Source organism: Achromobacter sp. UBA4530 (assembly GCF_002388205.1).
GTDB classification, from domain to species: Bacteria; Pseudomonadota; Gammaproteobacteria; order Burkholderiales; family Burkholderiaceae_B; genus Achromobacter; species Achromobacter animicus.
On the sequence record NZ_DGMA01000016.1, the window covers coordinates 55,826 to 79,407 of the forward strand.

General features: G+C 64.9%; 22 protein-coding genes and 2 tRNA genes. 4 read left to right on the top strand and 20 right to left on the bottom strand.

Annotation, left to right across the window (positions count from 1 at the left end; genetic code table 11):
* Window positions 1–9: 9 nt before the first annotated feature.
* From B2W22_RS14000 to B2W22_RS14020, 5 genes are all read right to left on the bottom strand, one after another.
* Window positions 10–981, bottom strand: a complete 972-nt coding sequence (locus B2W22_RS14000) for an ABC transporter permease (RefSeq protein WP_056565682.1) — start codon at window positions 979–981, stop codon at window positions 10–12.
* A 119-nt stretch (window positions 982–1,100) separates the two neighbouring features.
* Complete coding sequence (locus tag B2W22_RS14005) at window positions 1,101–2,708, bottom strand: ABC transporter substrate-binding protein (RefSeq protein ID WP_286938202.1); 1,608 nt, start codon at window positions 2,706–2,708, stop codon at window positions 1,101–1,103.
* A 355-nt stretch (window positions 2,709–3,063) separates the two neighbouring features.
* Window positions 3,064–4,452: a GTPase/DUF3482 domain-containing protein gene (locus tag B2W22_RS14010; protein WP_286938204.1), complete on the bottom strand. Its 1,389-nt coding sequence runs from the start codon at window positions 4,450–4,452 to the stop codon at window positions 3,064–3,066.
* Window positions 4,445–5,890, bottom strand: a complete 1,446-nt coding sequence (locus B2W22_RS14015; protein WP_286938207.1) for a DUF2868 domain-containing protein — start codon at window positions 5,888–5,890, stop codon at window positions 4,445–4,447. The genes B2W22_RS14010 and B2W22_RS14015 overlap by 8 nt, the downstream gene beginning before the upstream one ends.
* A gap of 97 nt (window positions 5,891–5,987) precedes the next feature.
* Window positions 5,988–6,878: a helix-turn-helix domain-containing protein gene (locus B2W22_RS14020; protein ID WP_175137050.1), complete on the bottom strand. Its 891-nt coding sequence runs from the start codon at window positions 6,876–6,878 to the stop codon at window positions 5,988–5,990.
* Window positions 6,879–7,049: 171 nt separating this feature from the next.
* Between B2W22_RS14020 and B2W22_RS14025 the strand changes: the two genes are divergently transcribed.
* Window positions 7,050–7,958 (top strand): DMT family transporter, encoded by a 909-nt coding sequence (locus B2W22_RS14025; RefSeq protein WP_286938208.1) that lies wholly within the window; start codon window positions 7,050–7,052, stop codon window positions 7,956–7,958.
* 56 nt (window positions 7,959–8,014) lie between these two features.
* Here the strand turns inward: B2W22_RS14025 and B2W22_RS14030 are convergent, their stop codons facing one another.
* The 4 genes from B2W22_RS14030 to B2W22_RS14045 all read right to left on the bottom strand — a co-directional run bounded on the left by B2W22_RS14030 (window position 8,015) and on the right by B2W22_RS14045 (window position 10,987).
* Window positions 8,015–9,211, bottom strand: coding sequence for an aminotransferase class V-fold PLP-dependent enzyme (locus B2W22_RS14030; RefSeq protein WP_286938210.1), 1,197 nt, complete (start codon window positions 9,209–9,211; stop codon window positions 8,015–8,017).
* A 34-nt stretch (window positions 9,212–9,245) separates the two neighbouring features.
* Entirely contained in the window at window positions 9,246–9,719 is a 474-nt protein-coding gene (locus tag B2W22_RS14035; RefSeq protein WP_286938212.1) for a RidA family protein, read from the bottom strand.
* 118 nt (window positions 9,720–9,837) lie between these two features.
* The gene (gene gcvA / locus B2W22_RS14040; RefSeq protein WP_286938215.1) at window positions 9,838–10,749 is read right to left on the bottom strand and encodes a transcriptional regulator GcvA; all 912 of its coding nucleotides are present in this window, start codon (window positions 10,747–10,749) and stop codon (window positions 9,838–9,840) included.
* A gap of 162 nt (window positions 10,750–10,911) precedes the next feature.
* Window positions 10,912–10,987: transfer RNA gene (locus tag B2W22_RS14045), tRNA-Asn, on the bottom strand.
* A gap of 173 nt (window positions 10,988–11,160) precedes the next feature.
* Between B2W22_RS14045 and B2W22_RS14050 the strand changes: the two genes are divergently transcribed.
* Window positions 11,161–12,549, top strand: coding sequence for a GntP family permease (locus B2W22_RS14050; protein WP_191576268.1), 1,389 nt, complete (start codon window positions 11,161–11,163; stop codon window positions 12,547–12,549).
* Between the two features lie 101 nt (window positions 12,550–12,650).
* Here B2W22_RS14050 and B2W22_RS14055 read toward each other — a convergent pair whose 3' ends face one another.
* The 9 genes from B2W22_RS14055 to petA form a co-directional block, all read right to left on the bottom strand.
* Window positions 12,651–14,465 (bottom strand): T6SS phospholipase effector Tle1-like catalytic domain-containing protein, encoded by a 1,815-nt coding sequence (locus B2W22_RS14055; protein ID WP_286938218.1) that lies wholly within the window; start codon window positions 14,463–14,465, stop codon window positions 12,651–12,653.
* Window positions 14,466–14,554: 89 nt separating this feature from the next.
* Entirely contained in the window at window positions 14,555–15,085 is a 531-nt protein-coding gene (locus B2W22_RS14060) for a DUF3304 domain-containing protein (RefSeq protein ID WP_286938220.1), read from the bottom strand.
* 209 nt (window positions 15,086–15,294) lie between these two features.
* Entirely contained in the window at window positions 15,295–15,825 is a 531-nt protein-coding gene (locus B2W22_RS14065; protein ID WP_175123922.1) for a DUF3304 domain-containing protein, read from the bottom strand.
* Window positions 15,826–16,187: 362 nt separating this feature from the next.
* A tRNA-Thr gene (locus B2W22_RS14070) sits at window positions 16,188–16,263 on the bottom strand.
* Window positions 16,264–16,331: 68 nt separating this feature from the next.
* Entirely contained in the window at window positions 16,332–16,784 is a 453-nt protein-coding gene (locus tag B2W22_RS14075; protein WP_175123921.1) for a ClpXP protease specificity-enhancing factor, read from the bottom strand.
* A gap of 13 nt (window positions 16,785–16,797) precedes the next feature.
* The gene (locus tag B2W22_RS14080; RefSeq protein ID WP_006388039.1) at window positions 16,798–17,409 is read right to left on the bottom strand and encodes a glutathione S-transferase N-terminal domain-containing protein; all 612 of its coding nucleotides are present in this window, start codon (window positions 17,407–17,409) and stop codon (window positions 16,798–16,800) included.
* Window positions 17,410–17,560: 151 nt separating this feature from the next.
* Window positions 17,561–18,412, bottom strand: a complete 852-nt coding sequence (locus B2W22_RS14085; RefSeq protein WP_175123920.1) for a cytochrome c1 — start codon at window positions 18,410–18,412, stop codon at window positions 17,561–17,563.
* A 24-nt stretch (window positions 18,413–18,436) separates the two neighbouring features.
* Entirely contained in the window at window positions 18,437–19,825 is a 1,389-nt protein-coding gene (locus tag B2W22_RS14090; RefSeq protein ID WP_105236915.1) for a cytochrome b, read from the bottom strand.
* Window positions 19,826–19,896: 71 nt separating this feature from the next.
* On the bottom strand, window positions 19,897–20,538 hold the full coding sequence (gene petA, locus B2W22_RS14095) for a ubiquinol-cytochrome c reductase iron-sulfur subunit (RefSeq protein WP_063954111.1): 642 nt from the start codon (window positions 20,536–20,538) through the stop codon (window positions 19,897–19,899).
* Between the two features lie 138 nt (window positions 20,539–20,676).
* Between petA and mscL the strand changes: the two genes are divergently transcribed.
* Window positions 20,677–21,123 (top strand): large conductance mechanosensitive channel protein MscL, encoded by a 447-nt coding sequence (gene mscL, locus B2W22_RS14100; RefSeq protein ID WP_105236917.1) that lies wholly within the window; start codon window positions 20,677–20,679, stop codon window positions 21,121–21,123.
* Window positions 21,124–21,210: 87 nt separating this feature from the next.
* On the opposite strand, the gene B2W22_RS14105 is transcribed toward mscL, so the two are convergent.
* Window positions 21,211–21,987, bottom strand: coding sequence for a Nif3-like dinuclear metal center hexameric protein (locus B2W22_RS14105; RefSeq protein ID WP_105236918.1), 777 nt, complete (start codon window positions 21,985–21,987; stop codon window positions 21,211–21,213).
* Window positions 21,988–22,006: 19 nt separating this feature from the next.
* On the opposite strand from B2W22_RS14105, the gene B2W22_RS14110 reads away from it, so the two are divergent.
* A complete protein-coding gene (locus B2W22_RS14110; RefSeq protein WP_286938222.1) occupies window positions 22,007–23,164 on the top strand; it encodes a trypsin-like peptidase domain-containing protein in 1,158 nt (385 codons plus the stop codon).
* Here B2W22_RS14110 and B2W22_RS14115 read toward each other — a convergent pair.
* Window positions 23,161–23,568: a helix-turn-helix domain-containing protein gene (locus tag B2W22_RS14115; protein ID WP_175185561.1), complete on the bottom strand. Its 408-nt coding sequence runs from the start codon at window positions 23,566–23,568 to the stop codon at window positions 23,161–23,163. The two genes, B2W22_RS14110 and B2W22_RS14115, sit on opposite strands and share 4 nt — an antisense overlap.
* Between the last annotated feature and the right edge of the window lie 14 nt (window positions 23,569–23,582).

Here is a 23,582-nt window from a genome sequence, read left to right on the forward strand (position 1 = left end):
GTTATTCCTTTATTTGCTCTGCACGCGCAGACGCGGGTCCACGGCGAAGTACAGCAGGTCAACGACCAGGTTGATCACCACGAACATGAAGGCGATCAAAACCAGATACGCGGCCATGACCGGGATGTCCACCATGCTGATGGCTTGGATGAACAGGAGACCCATGCCCGGCCACTGAAACACCGTCTCGGTGATGATGGCGAACGCGATGATGGAACCGAGCTGTAGCCCGGTGATGGTGATGACGGGCACCATCGTGTTCTTCAAAGCATGGCGAAAATTGATCAGCCGTTCAGGCAGCCCGCGTGCCCGAGCAAATTTGATGAAGTCGGCGCGCAGCACTTCCAGCATCTCGGCACGCACCAGGCGCATGATGAGAGTCATCTGAAAGAGCGCCAACGTGATGGCGGGCATGATGAGCGCCAGCCATCCGGATTTGGTGAGAAAGCCCGTGGTCCACCATCCCAGGCTGACGACATCGCCGCGCCCGAAGCTGGGCAGCCATCGCAGCTGCACGCCAAAGAACAAAATCAGCAGGATGCCGATGAGGAACGTGGGCAGCGAGATGCCCGCCAGCGAGATCGCCATGAACGCCTTGGACAGCACGCCGTGGCGCTTGAGCGCGGTGTAGATGCCCATGGGAATGCCGAGCGCCAGCGCCATGACGGCGGACACGAACGACAGTTCCAGTGTGGCCGGCATGCGCTCTTCAAGCAGGTCGCTGACCGGGCGGCGGTGCCGGTACGACATGCCGAAGTCGCCCTGCACTGCATTGATGACGAAATGCGCGTACTGCACGACGAAGGGATCATCCAGGCCGAGCTGTTCGCGCAACTGGGCGCGCTGTTCGGGCGTCGTGTCCTGACCCACCATGCTGGCGACCGGATCGCCCACGTAGCGGAACATGGAGAACGCGATCAGCGCCACCGTCAACATCACGAGCACCGACTGAAACAGCCGCTGCGCAATAAAGGAAAGCATGTCAGGAAGCCCTCTGGTTCGCACGGCGCCGGGCCGCGTTCCGCGCGCGATGCGGGAATGGGGGCTGGGCCGGGCGCGTCCGGGCGGCGCGTGCCGCCCGGGGTTGCATCACGCGCCGCTTACGGCAGCACGACGTCGCGCAGGTCCAGCACGTCGTCGGCGCGCTGGGTGACGGTGACGTTTTCCTTCACGCCCCACGACATGGGCTGCTGGTGCAGCGGCAGGTAGCCGAAGTCGCTGCGCACGATGCCGAAGGCTTCCTTGATCATCGCGTTGCGCTTGGCCTGATCGGTTTCGACGCCGATCTTGTTGGTCAGCTCGTCCACCTTCTTGTTGCAGTAGCCGCCCAGGTTGAACTGGCCGGCGGCCGTCTTGGCGTCGCGGCACGAGGTCAGGTTCAGCAGCGTGTTGTGCGCGTCGGTGGAGCTGGGGGTCCATCCCAGCATGTACATGCTGGTCTGGTTGCCGGCCTGCAGCAGGATCTTGCCGAAGTACTTGGACTTGGTCTGCGCCAGCAGGTTGATCTTGATGCCCACGCGCGCCAGCATGCCGGCCACGGCCTGGCAGACCTTTTCGTCGTTGACGTAGCGGTCGTTCGGGCAGTCCATCGTCACGGTGAAGCCCTTGGGGTAACCGGCTTCTGCCAGGAGCTTCTTGGCGCGTTCGGGATCGGGCTTGTACGGCGCGCCGAACGACTCGTCGTAGCCGTTGATGGACGTGGCGATCAGCGAGCCCAGCGGCTTGGCCGCGCCGCGCATGATCTTCTCGTTGATGGCCTTGGTGTCCACGGCCAGCACGACGGCCTCGCGCACGCGCACATCCTTGAACGGGTTCTTGCCCTTCACGTCGGAGAACAGCAGCTCGTCGCGGTCCTGGTCCATGCCGATGAAGATGGCGCGGGCTTCGGGCGCGGTCAGCGGCTTGACGCCCTTGGCGTCTTCCAGGCGCTTCCAGTCCTGCACCGGCACGGGCTGCACGACGTCCATCTCTCCGGAGATCAGCGCGGCCACGCGCGTGGCTTCTTGCGTGATCGGCTGGAAGACGACTTCGTCGATGTTGGTCTTGATGTTCTTGTTCCAGTAGCCGCCGTAGCGCTTGAGCACCGTCTTCACGTCGGGCTGGCGTTCGGTCAGCATGAACGGGCCGGTGCCGTTGGCGTGCAGGTTGGCGTAGTTGCCCTGGTTATCGCCCTTGACGTTGGTGGCCTCGGTGGTCTTGTTCTTTTCCGCCCAGTTCTTGCTCATGATGTACAGGAAAACCCATTCGCGCGGCAGGATGGGGTTGGGCGTCGGGGTGGTGACTTCGATGGTGTAGTCGTCCACCTTCTTGATGTCGCTGGCCTTGGCGCCGTAGCCCTTCATGTCCGAGCCGGGCGTCAGGCTGCGCTTCCACGAGAAGATCACGTCGTCGGCGGTGAACGGCGAACCGTCATGGAACTTCACATTCTTGCGCAGCTTGAAGACCCATTTGGTGGGCTCGGGGTTCTCCCAGCTTTCCGCGAGCAGCGGCGTGAGTTTCAGATTGCCGTCGTAGCCGGCCAGCGTTTCGTAGATGTTGCCCTGGAAACCCAGCGTGAAGGTCTCGTTCAGGGCCATCGGATCCATCGACGTGGCGTCGCCCTGATACGACCAGTGCAGCGTTTTGGCGGCTGCGCCGGCGCTGAAGGCCAGCGAGGCGGCCACGGCAGCGGCCAGCGCCGCCTGCTTGAAGTGGGGAAAAGTACGCATAGCCCTCATGCTCCGTGTGGTGCGCGGATCGCGCGACAGAAGTGACAGGGCCCCGGCCCCAAGGGGATCCGGGGCATGGCGTTGCTGCTTACGACGATGGAAGGATGGGGGCCGGGCGGCGCGCGGCGCGAACTGCGCGCAGGCCGTGGTTGGCGATGCCGGTAATCACTGCGCAGGACTTCGACTTCACGATAGACCGACCCCTTGTGATTGGCATGACGGGGACGGACCCGCGCCGATGCAGATCGAATCTTATCGACGCATTCGTTTAAGCGTCAATTGCTTTGGGTTGGGGTTATCACGCGCTTGCCGGATGCCGTGAATGGTGCGTCCTGCGGGGCACGCGGGCCGGCGGTCATTCGGCCGGGAGCGGCGCGGATGCTAGGGTTTTCGCCAATTCGTGCAGCATGCGTTTGCGGCGGTCGCTGTCTTCATAGTGTTTACCCAGGGCCGACCATTCGGGCCGGCTGCGCGCTTCCTTCAACGCGTCGGGCAACGGGCCCTTGCGCCATGCATCATCGGCGGGAAGGTCCAGGCGCAATGGATCGCGGGCCGCGTGGCCACGGCGCTCCAGTGCCTCGATCAGCTGCCGTTGGCGCAAGGCGAGCAGGCGCAGCACGGCATCGTCGACGCTGATCTCGCGATAGCCGCGCAGCTTGCCCGCGACCCGCTTGCCCAGCTTTTCGACGCCTTGCCACAAGCCGCCCGCGGCCGCGCCGATCAGCATGCCGGTGCCCAGGCTCAGGCCCGCGCTCATCAGGTCCACGGCGGCGCCGGCCATGGCGCCTGCGGCCGCGCCCATGCCGACCTGCACGCCCATGTCCTTGAGCGCCTGCGGATGAAAGAGATCCATGCCCCAGCGTTCGCCCTGCAGGGGCAACGCGTCGTCGGTGTAATCGGTGGCGCGGAAGTTGTACAGCGCGAGCAGCGCGTTGACGCAGGTCTGTTCGCGCTGGCGCACCTGATCGCGTAGCTGGCTGGACGCGGCGGCCAGCGCGGCTTCATCGCTTGGACTCGACAGGTGCAGCGCAGCCACGTCGATGAGCAGGTCCGCGACAAGATCGTAGGCGGCGGCGTGGCGTTCGCGGCGCTGGGCGGCAAGGCTGTCCGACAGCCGGGCCAGCGCGCCGGCGTGGCGATCCAACAGCACGCCGAGCTTGGCGTACAACTGCTGTTCGCCGTCGAGCGGCGGCGCGACGGTGTCGAACTCCACCACGGCGTGCAGGCCCAGTCGTGCCATGGCATCGCGCCATTCGTCGGCGCGGTGCGCGGGTGCGTTGACGAAGTTGAGGACCGGCAGCAGGGGCCGGCCGCACGCGGCCAGGATGGCGAGTTCATCGCGATGCTTGCCCAGCACCGGATCGCGGGCGTCGATGACGTACAACGCGGCATCGCAATCGAGCATCTTGGTCAGGACGCGCGCCTCCTGTTCGTAGCGGCCGTGCGCTTCGGGCGTGTCCAGGAAACGGCGGATGCGCGCCGGGCCGTCCAGCCTTTCGCCGGGGCGGTCCAGCCGTTCCAGGTATTCCAGCAAGGCGATGCTGTCTTCCATGCCGGGCGTGTCAAACCATTCCAGCACGGGCCGCCCGTCCAGGCGCAGGCGTGCGCCTTCGACGTGACGCGTGGTGCCGGGGCGATCGGCCACTTCACCAAACGTCGTGTCGCGGGTCAGCGTGCGCAAGAGCGACGTCTTGCCGGTGTTGGTGTGGCCGACGAGCGCGATCTTGATGAGCGGGTCAGCCATGACCGGACTCCAGCCAGGCGAGCGGTGCGACGGGCGCCTGCAGGATGGCGTCTGGCGGCAGGCCCAGCGCCAGCAGGCGGTCGCGCCAGAGGCCGGCGCGGGTTTCGGCAGACGTGTCGTCGCCGGCGCGCGGCGTGATCAGCCAGACGCGCGTCTGTCCCGCGTGGGCCGACAGGTCCGCCACCAGCGACAGCGTGCCCCGGTCGGGCGTCTGGCGCGCGTCGCAGGCAATCAAAAGACGCGAGGCCGCCGATTGGGCCAGCGCATCGAGCACGCGGTTGCGTTCTTCGCGGGTATCCAGGTTGCCGGCTTGGCGGATGGTGCTGGGCACATCCGCGGGCGGCCATGTCAGGTCCGCGGGCAGCTCCAGCGCCAGCAGCACGGGCTGCCCGCCCAGGCCGTCCAGCGCCGGGGCACGCACCCGCGGTTCGTGCAGCGGATCGACGGGGCGGTCGATGCCGGTGGACAGCGCGGGCGGTTCAAGCCGGTCGCGCAGGGGGGAGAAACCTGCCAGCGCGGGATCGATGCGCACGCGGCGCAGCGCGCGCAGCGTGGCGGCGACGCACAGCGCGCCTGCGATCAGGCGCGGCACGATGCCGTAGACCACGAGCACACCGATCAGCCAGAGCGACCATTGCGCCTGCGCGCCAGCCGGCAGGACCTGCGTGCCGTCGCTGGCGCGGATCGTTTCGGCGTCGGGCATGGGAAAGCCCAGATGCGCGGGCAGCCAGCCGATGACCTGCGTCAGCCAGACGAAGGTGTCGGGCGCGAGCAACGTGGTGGCCCAGATGAAGCGGTAGCTGGCGGTGGACAGCACGGCCAGCAGCGTCGCGAGCGCGGCGCACAGCGCGGTCAGCCACAGCAGATGGCTGATGCTGCCGAACAGGCCGCGCAAGGCGCCGGCGCGTGACAGCAGATTCAGGAAGGCCTGGGGCACCAACGCGCCATCGGGTCCGCGCGCCAGCTGGCGCGTTGCCCATAACCAAACCCGTCCAAAGCCGGTTACGGCCCCTGGCCGCAGCAGAAAGCTAGCCAGCCACAGCAGGAAGGTCAGCGCATGCAGCCCCAGCAGGGCACCCACGGCCCACAGCACGTTGACGGGCCGCGTGCCATCGCCCAGCGCGCCCATGGCAGCCGCGGCGCCGGAAACCAGCGCCAGCACAAACAGGGCGGCCAGCATGGCCGTGGCGCTGCGGCGCCAGGCGTCGACGAGGGGATTGAGGTTTTCGCGTTGCGCCAGCAGCGCGGCGCGGGCCAGGATGCGCGACGGCAGGTCGGCATCAAGTTGGCGCACCTGGCGCACCGCCTGCGCGTCTTCGAGCGGCCCCCAGTGCGTTTCGCGCAACCGGATGAGTTCGGCCAGCCAGTGCGCGCGCAAGGGGCGCTGACCGGCGCTGTCGATGAGGGGGGAAGTATCGCGAGAGGTCGGAAGCGGCATCGCGTCGGAGCAGGCGGGAGGTGGCCGGGTGAGCCGCTAGGGCGATGCGCCATTGTAGACCGCGCGCTGCGGCCGGCATGATGCCGGATGGGCGGTGTCAGTGTCCGGCGTGCGCACTGCGGTACTGGCCCGGCGTGACGCCGATGGCGTCCCGGAAGACGCGGGCGAGGTGGCTGGCGCTGCCAAAGCCGCAGGCCTGCGCAATGCGGGCGAGGTCGCCCTTGCCGGCCGCCAGCAGGTGTTGGGCGCGGGCCAGACGCCTGCCCCGTACCCAACCGTGGGGCGGCTCGCCGAATGAGGCGTGGAACATGCGGGCGAAGTGATACGTGGACAGCGCGGCGACGCCAGCCAGCTCGTCGAGCGACAGCGGATCGGCCAGATGCGCGTCCACGTAGTCCATCACGCGGCGGCGCACGCCCGGCGCCAGGCCGCCGCGCGCGGGCTGCGGCGTTTTGCGCGCCACGCCCTGCATCAGCAGATGGTGCAACACGGTCTCGGCCGCGCTGCTGGCGGCCAGCCGGTCGGCGGGTTCGTTCCAGTCCGCGCCCAGCAGGCGGCGGCAGACGTCGATCAGCGAGTCGTCCTGGATGTAGGTGCGGTCGCGCAGTTCGAGGGTGCGCGGTTCGCAGTCCAGCCGCATGACGGCTTCGCGCGCCAGCCGCTGCGGAGCGATGTACAGGTGCAGGAAGCGCACGTTGTCGTTCATGCTCCAGCGGGAATGGTGCTCGGCGGGCAGCACGCAGAATTTGCCCGCACCGCCATGCAGCGAGTCCTGGCCCACGCGAAACGACCGGTCGCCGCCGTGCAGGTACAGCGACAGCGTGTGGTGGCCGGGCGTTTCGTAGCCCAGCGTTTCGCGGGCGGTGCGCGACCACTGCGAGATCGCCATGCCCTCGCCCAGCGACGTGGCGCGCTGCAGCGTCGCGGTCGAGCGCGACAGCGTGCGGAATACGGAGAAATCGGCCGGGGCCGTAGCGGTGTTGCCCATGGGAAGGAATGCTACTGCGTTCGCGCGCGCGTGACGCGCCCGATCCGGACAAAAGCGCAAGAAACGGCAATTGCGGCGTGGCTCGGGGGCGCACACTGGATGCACGGTGCGCCAGGTGGCCGCCGGTGTCCGAATCGGCTCTCAGGGCTGCTTTACCGCGCCCCTCGCATCATGAATCTTTTCCTGTATCTGCTCACCGTCCTGATCTGGGGCACCACCTGGATCGCCATCAAGCTGCAGCTTGGCGTGGTGGCCATTCCCGTGTCGATCTTCTACCGTTTCGCGCTGGCGGGGCTGCTGCTGTTCGTGACGCTGCTGGCGATGCGCAAGCTGCAGAAGCTGGACCGGCGCGGCCACTGGCTGTGCGTGGGTCAGGGCCTGTGCCTGTTCTGTCTGAACTTCCTGTGCTTCTATTCGGCCACGCAATGGATTCCGAGCGGCCTGGTGTCAGTCGTGTTTTCGGCTGCCACGCTGTGGAACGCGCTTAACGCGCGGATCTGGTTCGGCACCCGCATCTCGCCGCGCATCATGGTGGCCGGCGCGCTGGGATTCTGCGGCCTGGTGCTGCTGTTCTGGCCGGAACTGGCGGGCCAGGAGGCCAGTCACGAGACGCTGCTGGGGCTGGGTTTTGCGCTGCTCGGCACGCTCTGCTTTTCCACGGGCAACATGCTGTCGTCCCTGCAGCAGCGCGCCGGCATCCGGCCGCTGACGGGCAATGCGTACAGCATGCTTTATGGCGCGGCGATTCTGCTGGCGGGCTGCGTGGTTGCCGGTCTGCCGTTCGGCTTCGATTCCTCGCCGGCCTATGTGGGCGCGTTGCTCTATCTGGCCGTGCTGGGGTCGGTCGTGGGTTTTACCGCCTATCTGACGCTGGTCGGCCGCATGGGACCGGCGCGGGCCGCCTACTGCACGGTGCTGTTTCCGGTCGTGGCGCTGAGCATATCGACCGTCGTCGAAGGCTACCGCTGGACGCCCTACGCGTTCGCCGGCCTGGCGCTGGTGATGCTGGGCAACCTGCTCGTGTTCACGAAATGGTCGCCGTTTTCGAAGTGGGCGGGCGCGGCGGGCAGGATCGCGTAATGCGGGCCGGAGGCGCCGCCGCGCAGTCATACGCGGGCGGCTCGATCCAGCACCCGTTATGAGGCCAGCTTGCGCAAGGCTTCCAGCAGCCGGTCGATCTCGTTGCCGCTCGTCAGATAGCTCACCGATGCGCGTGCGACCCGGTCCAGGCCGCGGGCCTGCATGTCCAGCGGGGTGTAGGGCACGCCGTTGCTGCCGATGGTGATGCCCTGCGCGGCCAGCGCTCGTTGCACGTCGGCCGCGTCGTGTCCGGCGAGGTTGAAGGCGACCAGCCCGGATTTGTCGCGGCCCTGGTCCAGCACCGACACGCCGGGAATGACCGCCAGTTCGGCGCGCAGTGCCTGGGCGTTGGCGTCGATGGTCGCCCGGATCGTGTCCAGGCCCACATCCAGTGCTTCGCGCAGGGCATTGGCAAGGCCGCAGCGCAGCGCCAGCGAGTTCTCCGCGGATTCCAGGCGTGCGGCGTCGGCGCGGAGCATGGGCTCGCCGTCAGTGCCCAGCGGCGCGGAATGCGTGTCCACGAAGGCGGGCGTGAGCCGATCCAGGAAGTCGCGCCGCACGTACAGCAAGCCCGTGCCGCGCGGTCCGCGCAAGGCCTTGCGGCCGGCGCCGCTCAGCACGTCGCAGCCGACCTCGCGCACGTCGATGGAAAACTGACCCACCGCCTGCGCGCCGTCCACAAAGTACGGAATGCCATGCTTGCGCGCCACGCGTCCGATGGCGGCGGCGGGGTTGATGAGGCCGCCGTTGGCGGGCAACCAGGTCAGCGCGATCAGCCGCACCCGGTCGTCCAGCATGGCTTCCAGCGCCTCTGCGTCCACGCAGCCGCTGTCGTCCGACGGGATCGTTTCCAGCGTTGCGCCCGCGCGCTGCGCAATCAGGCGCATGGCGGCCAGATTGCCGCCCCATTCGTGGCGGCCGACCAGAATGCGATCACCGGGCCGCCACGCCGGCAGCGCCGCAAACGCGGCGCCCCAACCCGGCGAGTTGCCGCCCGTCAGCGCGATCTCCTCGATCTGCGCATTGAAGAGCTGCGCGGCCAGCGTGCGGGCTGCTTCGATGAGATCGCGCGCCGCCACGCCCGCTTCCATCGGCCCCTGCGCCGCTTCGCGCTTCAGATGCGCATGAATGGCCAGCAGCGTGGCTTCTGACGGCAGCGATGCGCCGGCGTGATTGAAGTGCACCGTGCTTTGCGCGCCGGGCGTGAGGGCGCGCAGCGCCTGGACGGCGCTCGGGGTCAGGGGGGCGGTCATGGCGGTTCCTGTTGTGGCTTTCAGTCGGCAGGCATCAGGCCGGGGTCAGCGCGATCACGGCCTCGACTTCCACCGACACGCCTTGCGGCAACGCGGCGACGCCGACGGCGCTGCGGGCATGGCGTCCCGCGTCGCCGAACACCTCGACCATCAGGTCGGACGCGCCATTGGCGATGGCGCTCTGGCGGTTGAAGTCCGGCGCGCTGGCAACGAACACGCCCAGCTTGACGACGCGCGCCACGCGATCCAGGCGGTCGCCCGTGGCGGCGGCGATCTGCGACAGGATGCCCAATGCGCTGGCCCGTGCCGCCTGGACGCCGTCGGCGTCCGACACCTGATGGCCCAATTGGCCCAGATAGGCCGCCTTGCCGTCCTTGCGCGAGATCTGGCCAGAGATATAGAGCAGGTTGCCTTCCTGGACGAAGGGCACGTAGTTGGCGGCCGGCGCGGCGGCTGCTTCCAGGACCAGGCCAAGTTCGGCAACGCGGGCGGAAATGCTTTGGGTCATATCGGATCACCTATGAAGAAAGGGAAAGCGCGTCTTGACGCTTCCCCGATGCTATCGGCCGCGGCGCGGCATGACCAATCAATTCTTGCTTGGTACGTATGAGTAAAACTAATACGTGTCAGACACCCGTGGATTGGGCCGCGGTGTGCGCCAGCCAGTCGTGCAAGGCCTGGACGGGTTCGCTGAATGCACCGCGCGGCGTGACGAACCACCAGCCGATGCGCGGATCTTCCAGCACCGCACCGGGCAGCGCCTCGACCAGCGCCCCGCTCGCCAGGTGCGCGGCGATCAGCCGTTCCCGGCCCATCGCCAGGCCCTGCCCTGCAAGCGCGGCCTCGACGACGATGTTGTAGTCGTGCAGGCGCACCGTGCGCGCGGCGCCCAGATCCAGCCCGTACCGGTGCGCCCAGGCGTCCCATTCGAACTGCTGCCGCGCGTGCGAGACCAGCAGCGGGTGGCGCAGCAGGTCTGCGGGCGTTTTCGGCCGCTTCCTGCCCGCCACCAGCGCGGGCGCGCACACGACCGACAGGCGTTCCGTCATCAACAACGTGCTGCGCACGCCGGGCCAGCCACCGCGACCATAGCGGATCGCGGCGTCGACCTCGCCGCCCGCCACATCCGCCAGCGCGATGTCGGGCTGCAACTGCAGATCGATGTGGGGATGCGCGGCGGCAAAGGCGGGCAGGCGCGTCGCCAGCCAGCGCGTGGCGAACGACGCCAGCAAGCCGATCCGCAGTGTATGGCGCGCGGGCTCGGGCGCGCGCAGTTCGTCCGTGCCCTGACGCAACAGCTCGAATGCCGCGTGCACGCGGGTGTAATAGGCCTGGCCCGCGTCGGTCAGCGCAACGGCGCGCGTGCGTCGCTCAAAGAGCGCCACGCCCAGTTCCTTTTCCAGCCGCTGGATGTGGTGGCTGATCGCGCTCTGCGTGACGAAGAGCTCTTCTCCGGCCTGCGAAAAGCTCAAGCGCCGCGCGGCGGCCTCGAAGGCGCGCAGGGAGACCAGAGGCGGCAGGGATCGCGAGGAACGCATTGTTGTGCGGGGATGGTAGGTGCGGCAGATCCGGGTGATGCTACGCGATGCGCGCGAGTTGGCAACTCGTGCGCCATCCCGCGCAAGCCGCCGCGCCCCAATGCAAAAAGCCCGCAAACAAGTTGCGGGCTTTTTTAAGGGTACTGCGGTACTGCAAATTCTTGGCTCCCCGAGCTGGGCTCGAACCAGCGACCTGCGGATTAACAGTCCGTCGCTCTACCGACTGAGCTATCGGGGAACAGGTAGAGGGGGCGAATTATGCACAAAAAAACGGAAGAATGCAAAGCGGGGCCGAAAAAGCGCGTTTCGGCGGCCGAAACCGGCCCTTTTTTTCAAGCTTGCCGTCAACCCGATCCCGTATGATGGCGCGCAGAGGGCTCGCGACCTCTCTCGATTTTTCTGGGTTCTCATATGTCTTCGTTCGACATTCAATTGCTGCTCACCGCTCTGGTGAGCGTTCTGGTCCTGGTCGCACTGATCGTCTCGCGGATACGCATGCATCCGCTGCTGGCGCTCTTGATCGTGTCGATCGGCGTCGGCTTTGCAACGGGCATGGCCCCGGGCGCCATCGTCAAAAGCCTGACCGACGGCGCCGGCAAGACGTTGGGCGCCGTGGGCGTGGTGATCGCGCTGGGCGCGATGCTGGGCAAGATCCTCGCGGACTCCGGCACCACCGAGCGCCTGGCCAATGCAATCCTGCGCCACACCTCCCCGCGCCTGATTCCCTGGGCCATGACGCTGGTGGCGTTCGTGATCGGCATCCCCATGTTCTTTGAAGTGGGTCTGGTGGTGATGCTGCCGCTGATCTTCAGCGTGGCGCGCAAGCTGGAAAGCCAGGCGCGCTTCAAGGGTTCGGCCTATGTCTACGTAGGCGTGCCGGTGATTTCGGCCCTGGCCGCCATGCACGGCATGGTGCCGCCGCATCCCGGACCGCTGACGGCCATCGCCACGCTCAAGACCACGGTCGGCCCGACCATGATCTACGGCTTCATCGCAGCCCTGCCGGCCATGATCTTCGGCGGACCGCTGTATGGCGCATTCATTGCCCCGCGTATGACGACGCGGCCGGACGAGGCGCTGCTTGAACAGTTCACCGCCTCCACCGACAGCCCCGCGGGCCAGAATGCGCCCAGCGTCGGCCTGGGCGTGCTGGCGGCACTGCTGCCGGCCTTGCTGATGCTGGTCCATGCCGTGGCCGAAATGCTGCTGCCCAAGGACTCCAGCGTGACGCACGTGGCTGGCTTTCTGGGCAACCCCGTCGTCGCCATGCTGCTGGGCGTGCTGTTCGCGGCCGTGACACTGGTCTTCATGCGCGGCGGCGACCCGGAAAAGCTGCGCGGCGCGCTGGGCCAAAGCTTGAAGCCCATTGCCGGCATCATGCTGATCATCGCCGGCGGGGGCGCCTTTCAACAGGTCCTGACGAACGCCAAGGTCGGCGACGCCATCGTGCACCTGACCCACCAGTTCGCGTTCCCGCCGCTGATCCTGGGCTGGCTGATCGCCATGCTGCTGTCGGTGTCGACTGGTTCGGCCACCGTCGGCATCGTGGGCGCTGCGGGTTTGCTGGCGCCGCTTGCTGGCGCCGACCCCAACCTGAATTTGCCGCTGCTTGCCCTGTCGATCGGTTGCGGCTCACTGTTCTTCAACTACGCGAATCACGCCGGTTTCTGGATGGTGAAGGAATCGTTCGGCATGACGATGGGTGAAGCCACGAAGACGATCTCGGTCGTGCAGTCGATCGTGTCGGTGGTGGGGTTGGTGATGGTGCTGCTGTTTAACTTGTTGCCGGCGCTGGGGTGACGAGGGCCGGGGGCGGAGGCGCGGCGTGCGCGCGCCGCCTTCTCATTACCTATGCGGGCGCTTAGTAAAAGGATGCCGATCTGCCCGGTGCCCGGCATTGATCACCGTGGCAGACTGAACAGCTTCTTCATATCGATGCTGTTCTGCAGCGCGCGCCTCGTCGCTTCGTACTCGCGCTGCTCCGCTTCCTGGCGCTGTTGCTCGGTGGGTGGCGCCTGGGTCACGGGCTTGCCTGTGCCCCGATAGATGCGACGGTAGCGCAGATAGCCTTGGAGTTCCCACCTGCCGGGCACGGGATCTGCACAGCCAAGGCGGCTAAGCGGTTGATCGAGCGGACGGAAGCCCGCGTAGGAATCATGCAAGTAGTTGGCAAACAAATAGGCTTGCGGCGTCAAGTGCTCCGGATTCTCGGGAGTCGCCAACGTCGGATGTGCCTTGATGTGCTCCAGCACGTCCCCGGCTTCGTCGGCCAGCACCAATCGGCGCGAAGTTTTCGTCACGGCATCGCCGCCATACGCCAACGGACTCACCATGGCCGCACGTTTGAGGTACTCACTCTCCTCTTCGGTCATCCCGTCCAGGGCGGAGATGTCCTTCAGTAGCGTCTGGTTGGCGCCTTCCAAGTCCTGAAAGTCGTGGGGGAAGGCTTTCTTCGCGCGGGCCACCCAGGTTAGTTTGGTTGAAAAGACGTTTCGCACCTGATAACGCCACGCGATGTAGGAAATCAGCCAATGGCTGGCGGTCGCTTCCGCTGGAACCGCTTGCATGAAGGCGTCGTAGGCATTGCGGACATTAGGGTGAATGGCGAAGGGGTCATAGTTACCTTCTTCAGCCAACTTCTTGTTGAGCGGGACTTGTGCGCTGCGTGCGGCGTCGTACATGAGTTTCAAGGGAATCTGCGACAGCATGTCGTCATATCGTCCGCTGGGACCGCGCCCCTGACTTCCGGGCAGATAGCCGCCTCCCACATCGGAATGCACACCAGGCACCGCGTATTCCTTGTGCCTGCGCGCAAGGCTGCCATCAGGGCTGCGTATGCTGTCCAGCGGAAACGAGGTGCGATTCTCGTGCATGGCCACATAATGCACGCATTGCACGTTGGCCGGCACCGCTAGTGCGTCGGGCGTGGCCCAAGCGAAATGCCCATCGCCACCGGCGCTGGCCGGAATGCCGATTGAGGCCACCGTGTCGAACAGGCCGACAAACCGAATCTCCGTCCGCACGCCGCACAAGCGGTCACCGTCCATCAGAGCGCGCAGCCAATTGCAGAACACCCGGGCCTGGGCTGCTCCTCGGGAAAAACCGAACACGTCCAGCGAAATACTGATCAGCTTGGGCTTGACTGTCCTGGCGATCCTGTCTGCCAACGCCTGGACCTCACGCCGGTAAAACGCCTCTGCGTGCGGGCGAGCACCGTCTCCAAAGCACAGCAAGCCCCCCTCCGTACGCATGCCCACCGCATCCAGCGCCTGCACATCCTGAACGCCTCCCTCCAGAGGGGAATAGGTGTCTGTGCGCTCGAAATAAATGCGCTTGCCGTTGCGGCATAGCGCCATGATGACTTCGTCTGCGTAGCGAAATCTATTGCCGCTGATCGCACGATGAATAAAATCCAGCACGCTCAGCAAGCCAAAGTTGATGCGTCCGTCACCGCCCTGGCCGCTCGACGGTCCGAAAGCGGCGTCGTCGTTCTCGCCGATTTCTGGAAAGGGTGTACCCACGCCTGGAACATATAGCCTGCGCTTACCCTCCGTGAACTTTTCGGGGTATGCCCTGAACAGCCGAGCCACATTTGTGTCTTTCCGCGCCATGAGTTGGGTAATCCCCGGGCCAAGGCCTGGCGCGCATTCGTTCGCATCGTCCCAATATTGGTTGTTGCCCGTCCCGTCAAAGAATACGCCGATCTGTAGATCCACCTCGCAGTTCTCCGAGGCGGGAAGGCACTGTGGAAACGACGGCTGGATACTCGGCGTAGGGCCGACGGGATGGGCTCGAAGGAGTTTATTCACTGCGCTCTTTCCATCATGACCGGGCCGCCTGCCCACGAACAGCGCTCGCGATAGCTGCCGTAGACATCCCAGGGGTCCTTGTTAGGAATCAAGTCATCCGGTCCGGGGTAGCCATTGCCAGGGTAACCAGGACCTACGTTTGCTGAAACGACACGAACGCTTCCATCTGCCAGGAAGTGAACAAACATATGCCCCACCTTTTCGTAGGGGTCCACTGCCACGCGTCGTTCGTAGCTTTGTCCGACACAATCTCGCCAGTTAGTGACATTCCAGCTCACCACCACCGTTAGATCGGGATGCCATTTCCGCGGCAAGGTCGCGCAGCAGACGATGCGGCCACCGGTGCCTGCTTGATGTCCGCTTGCGCCATTGACCCAAAAGTTCTGCACGCTCACGTGATCCGGCAAGTGATCGATTCCGGTCATGGACGTGCCCACGGTGTCCTGCTTGGCCTGCCGAGCGTCACAGCTAGTTAAGGGGATCACTAGCAGTGCAAATGCCATGATGATGAGGGAGTAAATTCTCATGCCGACTCTTTGTTGGTTCAGACAACGGGGGGGGCGCTACTTTCTGGTCTCGATAATCTGGATGCGGTTCTGAGCAAACACGCCAGTGGAATCTGAAATGGGATGCGGCGCCGGTGAAAGAATGCGAGCGTCGGTGGCGTGAAGGTATTGAGTCGAAGACGACTGGATACCGACTGCTGGGGTCGCCGGAAGGACTCGGAGCAGCCAGGTCATTTCGCGCGCTCTATCACCGTGGGCATCTCCTGCGGTGGGCATCGTCCGCGATAGCTTCCATAGACATCCCAGGGATCCTTGTTCGGAATCAAATCCTCCGGACCCGGATAACCGTTGCCGGGGTAGCCGGGTCCGATGTTCGCTGAAACGACACGAACGCTGCCGTCGGCCAGGAAGTGAACGAACAAATGTCCCACTTTCTCGTAGCGGTCCACCGCCACGCGCCGTTCGTAGCTTCCCCATTGGCAGTCTCGCCAGTTGGTGACGTTCCAGTTCACCACCACCGTTAGATCGGGATGCCATTTCCGCGGCAGCGTCGCGCAGCAGACGACGCTGCCACCAGTGCCTGCTTGATGTCCGCTGGCGCCATTGACCCAGAAGTTCTGCACGCTCACGTGATCCGGCAAGTGATCGATTCCGGTCATGGACGTGCCCACGGTGTCCTGCTTGGCCTGCCGACCGTCACAGCTAGTCAGCTGGACCACGAGCAAGGCGAGTGCTAGAAAAACAAGAGGGAAAACTTTCATGCCGACGCGTTGTTGGTTCTGACTACAGGTGGATTGAATTACCCCAGGACGGGTGTTTCCGCGACCCACTTGTAGACGCCATGCTCAAGGTCGGTAAATAGGATTTCTATTATTTGTGCGGCCGATCCGACCACGATCATGGAGTCCGGCGCAGATGTCCCGGGGCCGCGTCAATCGGGGTTCAACGATTGCGCGGTTGCCGTGGCATGAAAGTCACAGGCCGCAGTGTCCGCCGCACGCCGTCAAATGTGCCGTCTCCCGGCGCAATCTGACGGTCGATTTTCACAGGCAAGAAAAAACCCGCATCGCTAGTTTGGATGCGGGTTTCGCGTACTGCGCCAGATGAAACTGGTGGAGATTTTTGGTGCCGGTGAAAGGAATCGAACCCTCGACCTTCTCATTACAAGTGAGCTGCTCTACCAACTGAGCTACACCGGCGATGCGTGCCGGGGCACGCGCAGGGACTGCATTGTAATGAAAAAAATGCAGCCCCTCTTGTGGGGTCGTTATTTGACGATGGTCAGGCGCGGGCGCTTGGGTTCGTCGTCGTCGCCGTCATCGTCGCCGGAGGCAGGATTGGCGTCCGAACCCTCGGGGGCGGCGGGGTTCGGCGTGGCGCCTTGGGCGCCTGCCTCGGGCGGCTCGTAGGGCTGCACCTCGAAGCCCATGCCGGCGCCGGTTTCGCGCGCATAGATGGCGCTGACGGCGCCCACGGGGACGTAGACGTTTTCGGTCACTCCGCTGAAGCGGGCCTGGAATTCGATGAATTCGTTGCCCAACACCAGGCGGTTGGTGGCCAGCGTGCCCACGTTCAGCGTGATCTGGCCGTCGCGCACGTGGGCGACGGGCACCATGGTGTGCTCGTCGACCTGCACGGTGATGTACGGTGTGTAGCCGTTATCGGTGCACCATTCGTGCAGCGCGCGGATCAGGTACGGTTTGGTCGAAGTTTCACCCATTACACAGCCAGCCTTAACGACGCATCACTTTTTCCGAAGGCGTCAGCGCTTCGATGTAGGCCGGGCGCGAGAAGATGCGTTCGGCGTACTTTTGCAGCGGAGCCGCATTCTTGGGCAGTTCGATGCCGTAGTGGTCCAGGCGCCAGAGCAGCGGAGCGACGGCCACGTCGAGCATGGAGAATTCCTCGCCCAGCATGTACTTGTTCTTGAGCAGCATCGGGGCCAGCTGGGCCAGGCGGTCGCGGATGTTCTGGCGAGCGTTGGCGAGCTTCTTTTCGTCGGGCTTGGCGCTGCGGTCTTCCAGCGTCGAGACGTGAACGAACAGTTCCTTCTCGAAGTTGTACAGGAACAGACGCGTGCGGGCGCGCATGACCGGGTCGGCGGGCATGAGCTGCGGGTGCGGGAAGCGCTCGTCGATGTACTCGTTGATGATGTTCGACTCGTACAGCACCAGGTCACGTTCGACCAGAATGGGCACTTGACCGTACGGGTTCATCACCGAGATGTCTTCGGGCTTGTTGTACAGGTCGATGTCGCGGATCTCGAAATCCATACCCTTTTCGAACAACACGAAGCGGCAGCGTTGCGAAAACGGACACGTGGTTCCGGAATAGAGCACCATCATGGCGGTAAGTCCTTTATTGAAAAACGAAAGGCCAGCGCCTAAATCTAGCAGGCGCTGGCCCCAATTGCCAGGCAGGATAGGCTTACAGCCCTATCCGCCTCTTCCGTCCCCGATAGACGGGGTGGCTGGGGAACCTGGCGGGGCGTTACGGTTAGCGCACGTGTTTCCAGTACGAGGCATTCAGGCGCCACGTAACAAAGAAGAACAGGAGCAGGAACAACATGACGCCGACGCCGATGCGGACGCGCAGTGTCTGGACGGGCTCGGCCATCCAGGACATGAATGCGGTCAGATCAGCGACGTCGTTGTCGTATGTTGCGGTTTGGGCCGGGTTGGCGGCCTTGAATTTGGCATCGAAGGTGGCATGGCCATGGTGATTGGCTAACGGCTCGGCCTTCACCGTGGCAAAACCCTGTGCATCGTACACCGTTGTGACGCGTTCCCACGTTTTGGGGGCGCCTTCCTTGCCTTCGACTTCGTGAACGGCGACGGTGGTGAGCTCGCGCGGACCCTGTTCCTGCCAGAGCGCGTGCGGCATGCCGACCGACGGGAAGACCAGGTTGTTCCAGCCCGTGGCGCGCGACGTGTCGCGGTAGAACGTGCGCAGGTAGGTGTACAGGTAGTCGGATCCCGAGGGGCCGGCGTTCACGGATTTGGCGCGGGCGATCACGGACAAGTCCGGGGGCGTCGTGCCAAACCAGGCCTTGGCGTCCTTCGGCGTCATGGCGACGTGCATCATGTCGCCGATCTTTTCGCCGGAGAACAGCAGGCTTTCCTTGATCTGTTCGTCGGTCAGACCGATATCCCGGAGCTTGTTGTAGCGCATCGAAGACGCGCTATGACAGTTCAGGCAGTAGTTGACGAACAGCTTGGCGCCGTTTTGCAGCGACGCCATGTCGTTGACGCGGTAAGGCGCCTTGTCCAGCGGGAATCCGCCTCCGGCGGCAAAGGTTGCGGTACACGTGAGCATCAAGGCCACGGCACCAATCAGCTTCTTGATCATGGTTAGTCCGTTATTCTCGTTGGCTCAGTGGGCGTGGAACGTGACGCGGTCGGGCACTTGCTTGAACGTGCCCAGGCGGCTCCATACCGGCATCAGGAAGAAGAAGGCCAGGTACAGCAGCGTGCCGATCTGCGACGTCAGGTTCAACGGCGGACTGGGCGGCTGCGTACCGATGTAGCCGAGCACCAGGAAGTTGACCATGAAGATGCCGTAGATCCACTTGTGCCACGTGGGGCGGTAGCGGATCGACTTGACCGGCGAATGATCGAGCCAGGGCAGGAAGAACAGGATGACGACCGTGCCGCCCATGGCCACCACGCCCCAGAACTTGGCGTCGATGACGCGCAGCAGCACGGCGACGACGATCAGGATGCCGGGGACGGCGATGCGCATGAAGCCCTTCAGGTTGCTCTTGGCGAACAGCACGATGGCGCCCAGCACCGACGCGCCCGCCAGCACCCACGTGAATTCATCCGTGGTGGCGCGCAGCATCGAGTAGAACGGCGTGAAGTACCAGACCGGGGCGATGTGCGGAGGCGTCTTCAGCGAGTCAGCAGGAATGAAGTTGTTGAACTCGAGGAAGTACCCGCCCATTTCCGGGGCGAAGAACACGATGGCCGCGAACACCAGCAGGAAGCCCGCCACGCCCACCAGGTCATGCACCGAGTAGAACGGATGGAACGGGATGCCGTCTTTCGGGCGGCCGTACTTGTCTTTCGGGCCCTGCTTGATTTCGATGCCGTCCGGGTTGTTCGAGCCGACTTCGTGCAGCGCCACCAGGTGAGCCGCGACCAGACCGATCAGCACCAGCGGAATGGCGATGACGTGGAAGGCGAAGAAGCGGTTCAGCGTGGCATCGGACACGACGTAGTCGCCGCGGATCCAGATGGACAGTTCAGGACCAATGAACGGAATGGCTGCGAACAGGTTCACGATCACCTGGGCGCCCCAGTACGACATCTGGCCCCAGGGCAGCAGGTAGCCGAAGAAGGCTTCGGCCATCAGACAGAGGAAGATCGCGACGCCGAAGATCCACACCAGTTCGCGGGGCTTGCGGTAGGAACCGTAAAGCAGGCCGCGCAGCATGTGCAGGTAGACGACGACGAAGAACATCGACGCGCCGGTCGAGTGCATGTAGCGCACCAGCCAGCCCCACGGGACCTCGCGCATGATGTATTCGACGGATTGGAACGCGCGCTCGGCGTCCGGCTTGTAATGCATGACCAGGAAAATGCCGGTCACGATCTGCAGCACCAGCACCAGTAGCGCCAGCGAGCCAAAGAAATACCAGAAGTTGAAATTCTTGGGTGCGTAGTACTCGGACAGATGGGCTTTCCAGGTGGAGGTCACCGGAAAGCGCCGGTCCAGCCAGCCCAACAGGCCTGTCGTCTCGACGGTTTTCTCGCCAGCCATGTAACGGCTCCTTCTATACGTGGCGTATTGTTCTTACTTACGTAGATCGGGAAAAAAGCGCGACGCGAGCGTCAGGCCTTGTTGTCTTCATCGACGCCCACGATGATGCGGGTGTCGGTGAGGTACTGGTACGGCGGAACTTCGAGATTATCGGGAGCAGGCTTGTTCTTGAAGACCCGGCCAGCCAGGTCGAACGTGGAGCCGTGGCACGGACAGAGGAATCCGCCTTGCCAATCCGCGCCCAGACCGCCGCCGCCACCCGTTTCGAAATGCGCGGTGGGCGAGCAGCCCAGGTGGGTGCAGATGCCGACGCAGACGAAGATCTCGGGCTTGCGCGAGCGGGCTTCGTTTTCTGCATAGGGAGGGGTAAAGCCGGGCCGCTTGGATTGCGGGTCGGCGAGCTGGGGATCCAGCGCTTTCAGTCCGGCCAGCTGCTCGGGCGAGCGGTGGATGATCCAGACCGGTTTGCCGCGCCATTCGACCGTTTTCATGGCGCCGACGGGAATGTCGCCGATATCCACTTCAACGGGCGCTCCGGCCGCGCGGGCTTTTTCGGAGGGGGAAAACGTGCTCACAAGCGGCACTGCCGTTGCGACACCTGCTACGCCACCCACAGCACAGGCGGTGGTAACCCAGAAACGTCGCGAAGGATCAGGTGGCAGGTTGGGATCAACCGCACCGTCATCGTCATGCACCAGCGTATCCTGACTCATCTTCCTATCCTTGTTGATGCGCCCGCTCAACGAGTAGCATCACTTCTGCGGCATCGGGTTCGCGGGAATATGTAACAACATAGCAACCGCGTATTATAGGCCAGCCTACCCCAGGCGTATCACGAATGGAGCGGATTTATGAGCAAATCGACTGGTTTCGTCAAAGAGTTTCGAGATTTCGCGGTCAAGGGCAACGCGGTCGACTTGGCCGTTGGTGTGATCATCGGTGCGGCGTTTGGCAGGATTGTCGACTCGCTGGTCCGGGACATCATCATGCCGCTCGTCAATTTCATTCTTGGCGGATCGGTCGATTTCTCGAACAAGTTCCTGGTCTTGTCGATGCCTGAAGGCTATGCCGGGCCGATGACCTACGCGGATCTCACCAAGGCCGGCGCCAACGTGTTCGCGTGGGGCAACTTCGTCACCATCATCATCAACTTCGTCTTGCTGGCGTTCGTGATCTTCTGGATGGTCAAGGCCATCTACAAGGCCCGCAACAAGCAGGAGGAAGCGCCGGCGCCCGCCAAGACGCCGGAAGACGTGGCCCTGCTGCGCGAGATTCGCGACCTGCTGAAGCGGCCGTAAACAGCAAAGCGCCCCATCGGGGCGCTTTTGTTTTCTGCCGGGTCGACGGCCGGCGGTCCGGCGCTCTGGCGCGCCGGCGTCAAGGATTCAGGCCGGGTTGTCGATGTCGACGAATTCGACCTTGATGCCGAATCGCTCGGCCACGGCCTGCCCCAGTGCCTGAACGCCATAGCGTTCGGTGGCGTGGTGCCCGGCGGCGATGAAGCCCACGCCGGTTTCCCGCGCCAGATGTACCGTGGACTCCGAGACCTCGCCCGTGATGTAGACGCTGGCGCCCGCGTCAACGGCGTCGCCCATCATGCCTTGGGCGCCACCGGTGCACCACGCGACTGTCCCCAACGGCTGGTCCGGGTCGCCCACGACGAGCGGCTGGCGGCCCAGGCGTTGGGCCACCTGGTCGCCCAGTTGGCCCAGCGTCTGCAGGCCGCTGGCCTCGCCCAGCCAGATCAGCCCGTCCTGCCCGCAGGTCCGCGGGGCGCCGTCGTCGCGTAGCGCCGGCGTCAGACCCAGCACGCGCGCCAGTTGCGCGTTGTTGCCCAGCGTCGGGTGCGCATCCAGCGGCAGATGGTAGGCGAACAGGTTCAAGTCGTTCTTGAGGGTCAACGCCATGCGCGTGCGGCGGGTGCCGATGACGCGGCGGTCTTCGTTGCGCCACATCCAGCCGTGGTGCACCAGCACCGCATCGGCGCCGCGGTCGACCGCCTCGCGCAGCAATGCTTCGCTGGCCGTGACACCGGTGATAATGTGTCCGACCTCGGATCGGCCTTCCACCTGCATCCCGTTGGGACAGTAGTCCTTGAAACGGGCTGCCTGCAGGGTGTCGTCCAGCCAGTTGGCCAGGACGCGGGAGTCCACTTTATTCATTGCTAGTCCTATCAGAAACATGCGCCGATATTGGCTGATCTTTGCTCAGGCCGTCACGGTCTGCCTGGCTATTCTATTCGTGGTGACGACGTTGCGGCCCGACCTGCTGCGGGTGAACGGGCCCGGCACGGTCCCGCCAGCCGCCGCCGCAGCGGGCGGCGCGCCCGCGGGTGATGTGGGTGCTGTGTCGTACGCGGACGGCGTGGCGAAGGCGGCGCCGTCGGTGGTGAATGTGTTCACCACCAAGCACGTGAACGTGCCCTTGATTCCGCTGCCCGATGATCCGGTGCTGCGCCAGCTTTTCGGGCAGGTGCCGGGCGTGAGCCGGCGCGAGGCGTCGACCAGTCTGGGTTCGGGCGTGATCGTGAATGCGGACGGCTACGTGCTGACCAATTACCACGTGGTGCAGGCCGCCGATGCCATTGAGGTGGCGCTGCGCGACGGACGGCGCGATACCGCCAAAGTGGTGGGCGCGGACCCGGACACGGATCTGGCGGTGCTCAAGCTGTCCAAGTTGCGCGACTTGCCTGCCGCAACGCTGGCGTCCGACAAAGGCTTGCGCGTAGGCGACGTGGTGCTGGCGATCGGCAATCCGTTCGGCGTGGGCCAGACCACCACGCAGGGCATCGTGTCGGCGCTGGGCCGCAACGGCCTGGGGCTGAACACGTACGAGAACTTCATCCAGACCGACGCGGCGATCAATCCGGGCAATTCGGGCGGCGCGCTGGTCGATGCCTACGGCAACCTGGTGGGCATCAACACCGCAATCTATTCGGAATCGGGCGGGTCGATGGGTATCGGCTTTGCGACGCCGATCGAGATTGCGCGCAAGGTCATGGACGACATCGTCAAGACCGGGGCGGTCAAGCGCGGCTGGCTGGGCGTGGAGCCGCAGGACATGACGCCGGAACTGGCGCGGGCCTTCGAGCTGCCGCGCGACGCGGCGGGCGTGATCATTGCCGGGGTGATGCGCGACGGCCCGGCCGCGCGCGGCGGCCTGCGCGTGGGCGACATTGTCCAGTCGGTCAATGGCAAGCGGGTGGCAGACACAAACGGCCTGCTGTCGGAGATTGCGCAGGTGCCGCCGGGCCAGCGGGCCACGCTGGGCATCTTGCGCAGCGGCAAACCTGCGGAACTGGCGGTGGTGGTGGGGACGCGGCCGGGCCAGCCGCGCTAGGCGCATTTTCGCGCCGCTGGACGGGTGGCGGGGGTGGCGACGGTGTCTGGTTTGTCGGAGAGTTCACGCACCAGGGCCAGGATCAGGCGCTTGGTGCTGTCGGGTTGCGGTGCCAGCCGCGCGCAGATTTCGGCGCAATAGCCGTCGATGCCGTTGGCGGCGGCGTCCTGCGGTCCAGACCCCGGGGAAGTGGCGGGCACCACGCCATCCGTCAGCCACGCCGCGCTGGTGCCCAGGGCCTGCGCCAGCCGCACCACCGTGTTGCGCGCTGGCGAATAGCGGTCTTCGCGGGTGAGGATGCGGTGGATGCAGGACTGCGGCACGCCCGACAGGCGCGAAAGCTGGTTCTGGCTATGGATGCCGCGCCACCGCATGAGGGTGCGCAGTCTTTGTGAGAGCGACATGACTGCAATGTAGG

Coding starts and splice junctions, on each gene's coding strand:
- B2W22_RS14030 (WP_286938210.1), bottom strand. CDS start 9,211: ATGACCGCCCCCCTGACCCCGAGCGCCGTCCAGGCGCTGCGCGCCCTC.
- B2W22_RS14010 (WP_286938204.1), bottom strand. CDS start 4,452: ATGGCTGACCCGCTCATCAAGATCGCGCTCGTCGGCCACACCAACACC.
- B2W22_RS14110 (WP_286938222.1), top strand. CDS start 22,007: ATGCGCCGATATTGGCTGATCTTTGCTCAGGCCGTCACGGTCTGCCTG.
- B2W22_RS14065 (WP_175123922.1), bottom strand. CDS start 15,825: ATGAAAGTTTTCCCTCTTGTTTTTCTAGCACTCGCCTTGCTCGTGGTC.
- B2W22_RS14085 (WP_175123920.1), bottom strand. CDS start 18,412: ATGATCAAGAAGCTGATTGGTGCCGTGGCCTTGATGCTCACGTGTACC.
- B2W22_RS14005 (WP_286938202.1), bottom strand. CDS start 2,708: ATGCGTACTTTTCCCCACTTCAAGCAGGCGGCGCTGGCCGCTGCCGTG.
- petA (WP_063954111.1), bottom strand. CDS start 20,538: ATGAGTCAGGATACGCTGGTGCATGACGATGACGGTGCGGTTGATCCC.
- B2W22_RS14115 (WP_175185561.1), bottom strand. CDS start 23,568: ATGTCGCTCTCACAAAGACTGCGCACCCTCATGCGGTGGCGCGGCATC.
- B2W22_RS14020 (WP_175137050.1), bottom strand. CDS start 6,878: ATGGGCAACACCGCTACGGCCCCGGCCGATTTCTCCGTATTCCGCACG.
- mscL (WP_105236917.1), top strand. CDS start 20,677: ATGAGCAAATCGACTGGTTTCGTCAAAGAGTTTCGAGATTTCGCGGTC.
- B2W22_RS14060 (WP_286938220.1), bottom strand. CDS start 15,085: ATGAGAATTTACTCCCTCATCATCATGGCATTTGCACTGCTAGTGATC.
- B2W22_RS14000 (WP_056565682.1), bottom strand. CDS start 981: ATGCTTTCCTTTATTGCGCAGCGGCTGTTTCAGTCGGTGCTCGTGATG.
- B2W22_RS14090 (WP_105236915.1), bottom strand. CDS start 19,825: ATGGCTGGCGAGAAAACCGTCGAGACGACAGGCCTGTTGGGCTGGCTG.
- B2W22_RS14105 (WP_105236918.1), bottom strand. CDS start 21,987: ATGAATAAAGTGGACTCCCGCGTCCTGGCCAACTGGCTGGACGACACC.
- B2W22_RS14080 (WP_006388039.1), bottom strand. CDS start 17,409: ATGATGGTGCTCTATTCCGGAACCACGTGTCCGTTTTCGCAACGCTGC.
- B2W22_RS14025 (WP_286938208.1), top strand. CDS start 7,050: ATGAATCTTTTCCTGTATCTGCTCACCGTCCTGATCTGGGGCACCACC.
- B2W22_RS14015 (WP_286938207.1), bottom strand. CDS start 5,890: ATGCCGCTTCCGACCTCTCGCGATACTTCCCCCCTCATCGACAGCGCC.
- gcvA (WP_286938215.1), bottom strand. CDS start 10,749: ATGCGTTCCTCGCGATCCCTGCCGCCTCTGGTCTCCCTGCGCGCCTTC.
- B2W22_RS14050 (WP_191576268.1), top strand. CDS start 11,161: ATGTCTTCGTTCGACATTCAATTGCTGCTCACCGCTCTGGTGAGCGTT.
- B2W22_RS14075 (WP_175123921.1), bottom strand. CDS start 16,784: ATGGGTGAAACTTCGACCAAACCGTACCTGATCCGCGCGCTGCACGAA.
- B2W22_RS14035 (WP_286938212.1), bottom strand. CDS start 9,719: ATGACCCAAAGCATTTCCGCCCGCGTTGCCGAACTTGGCCTGGTCCTG.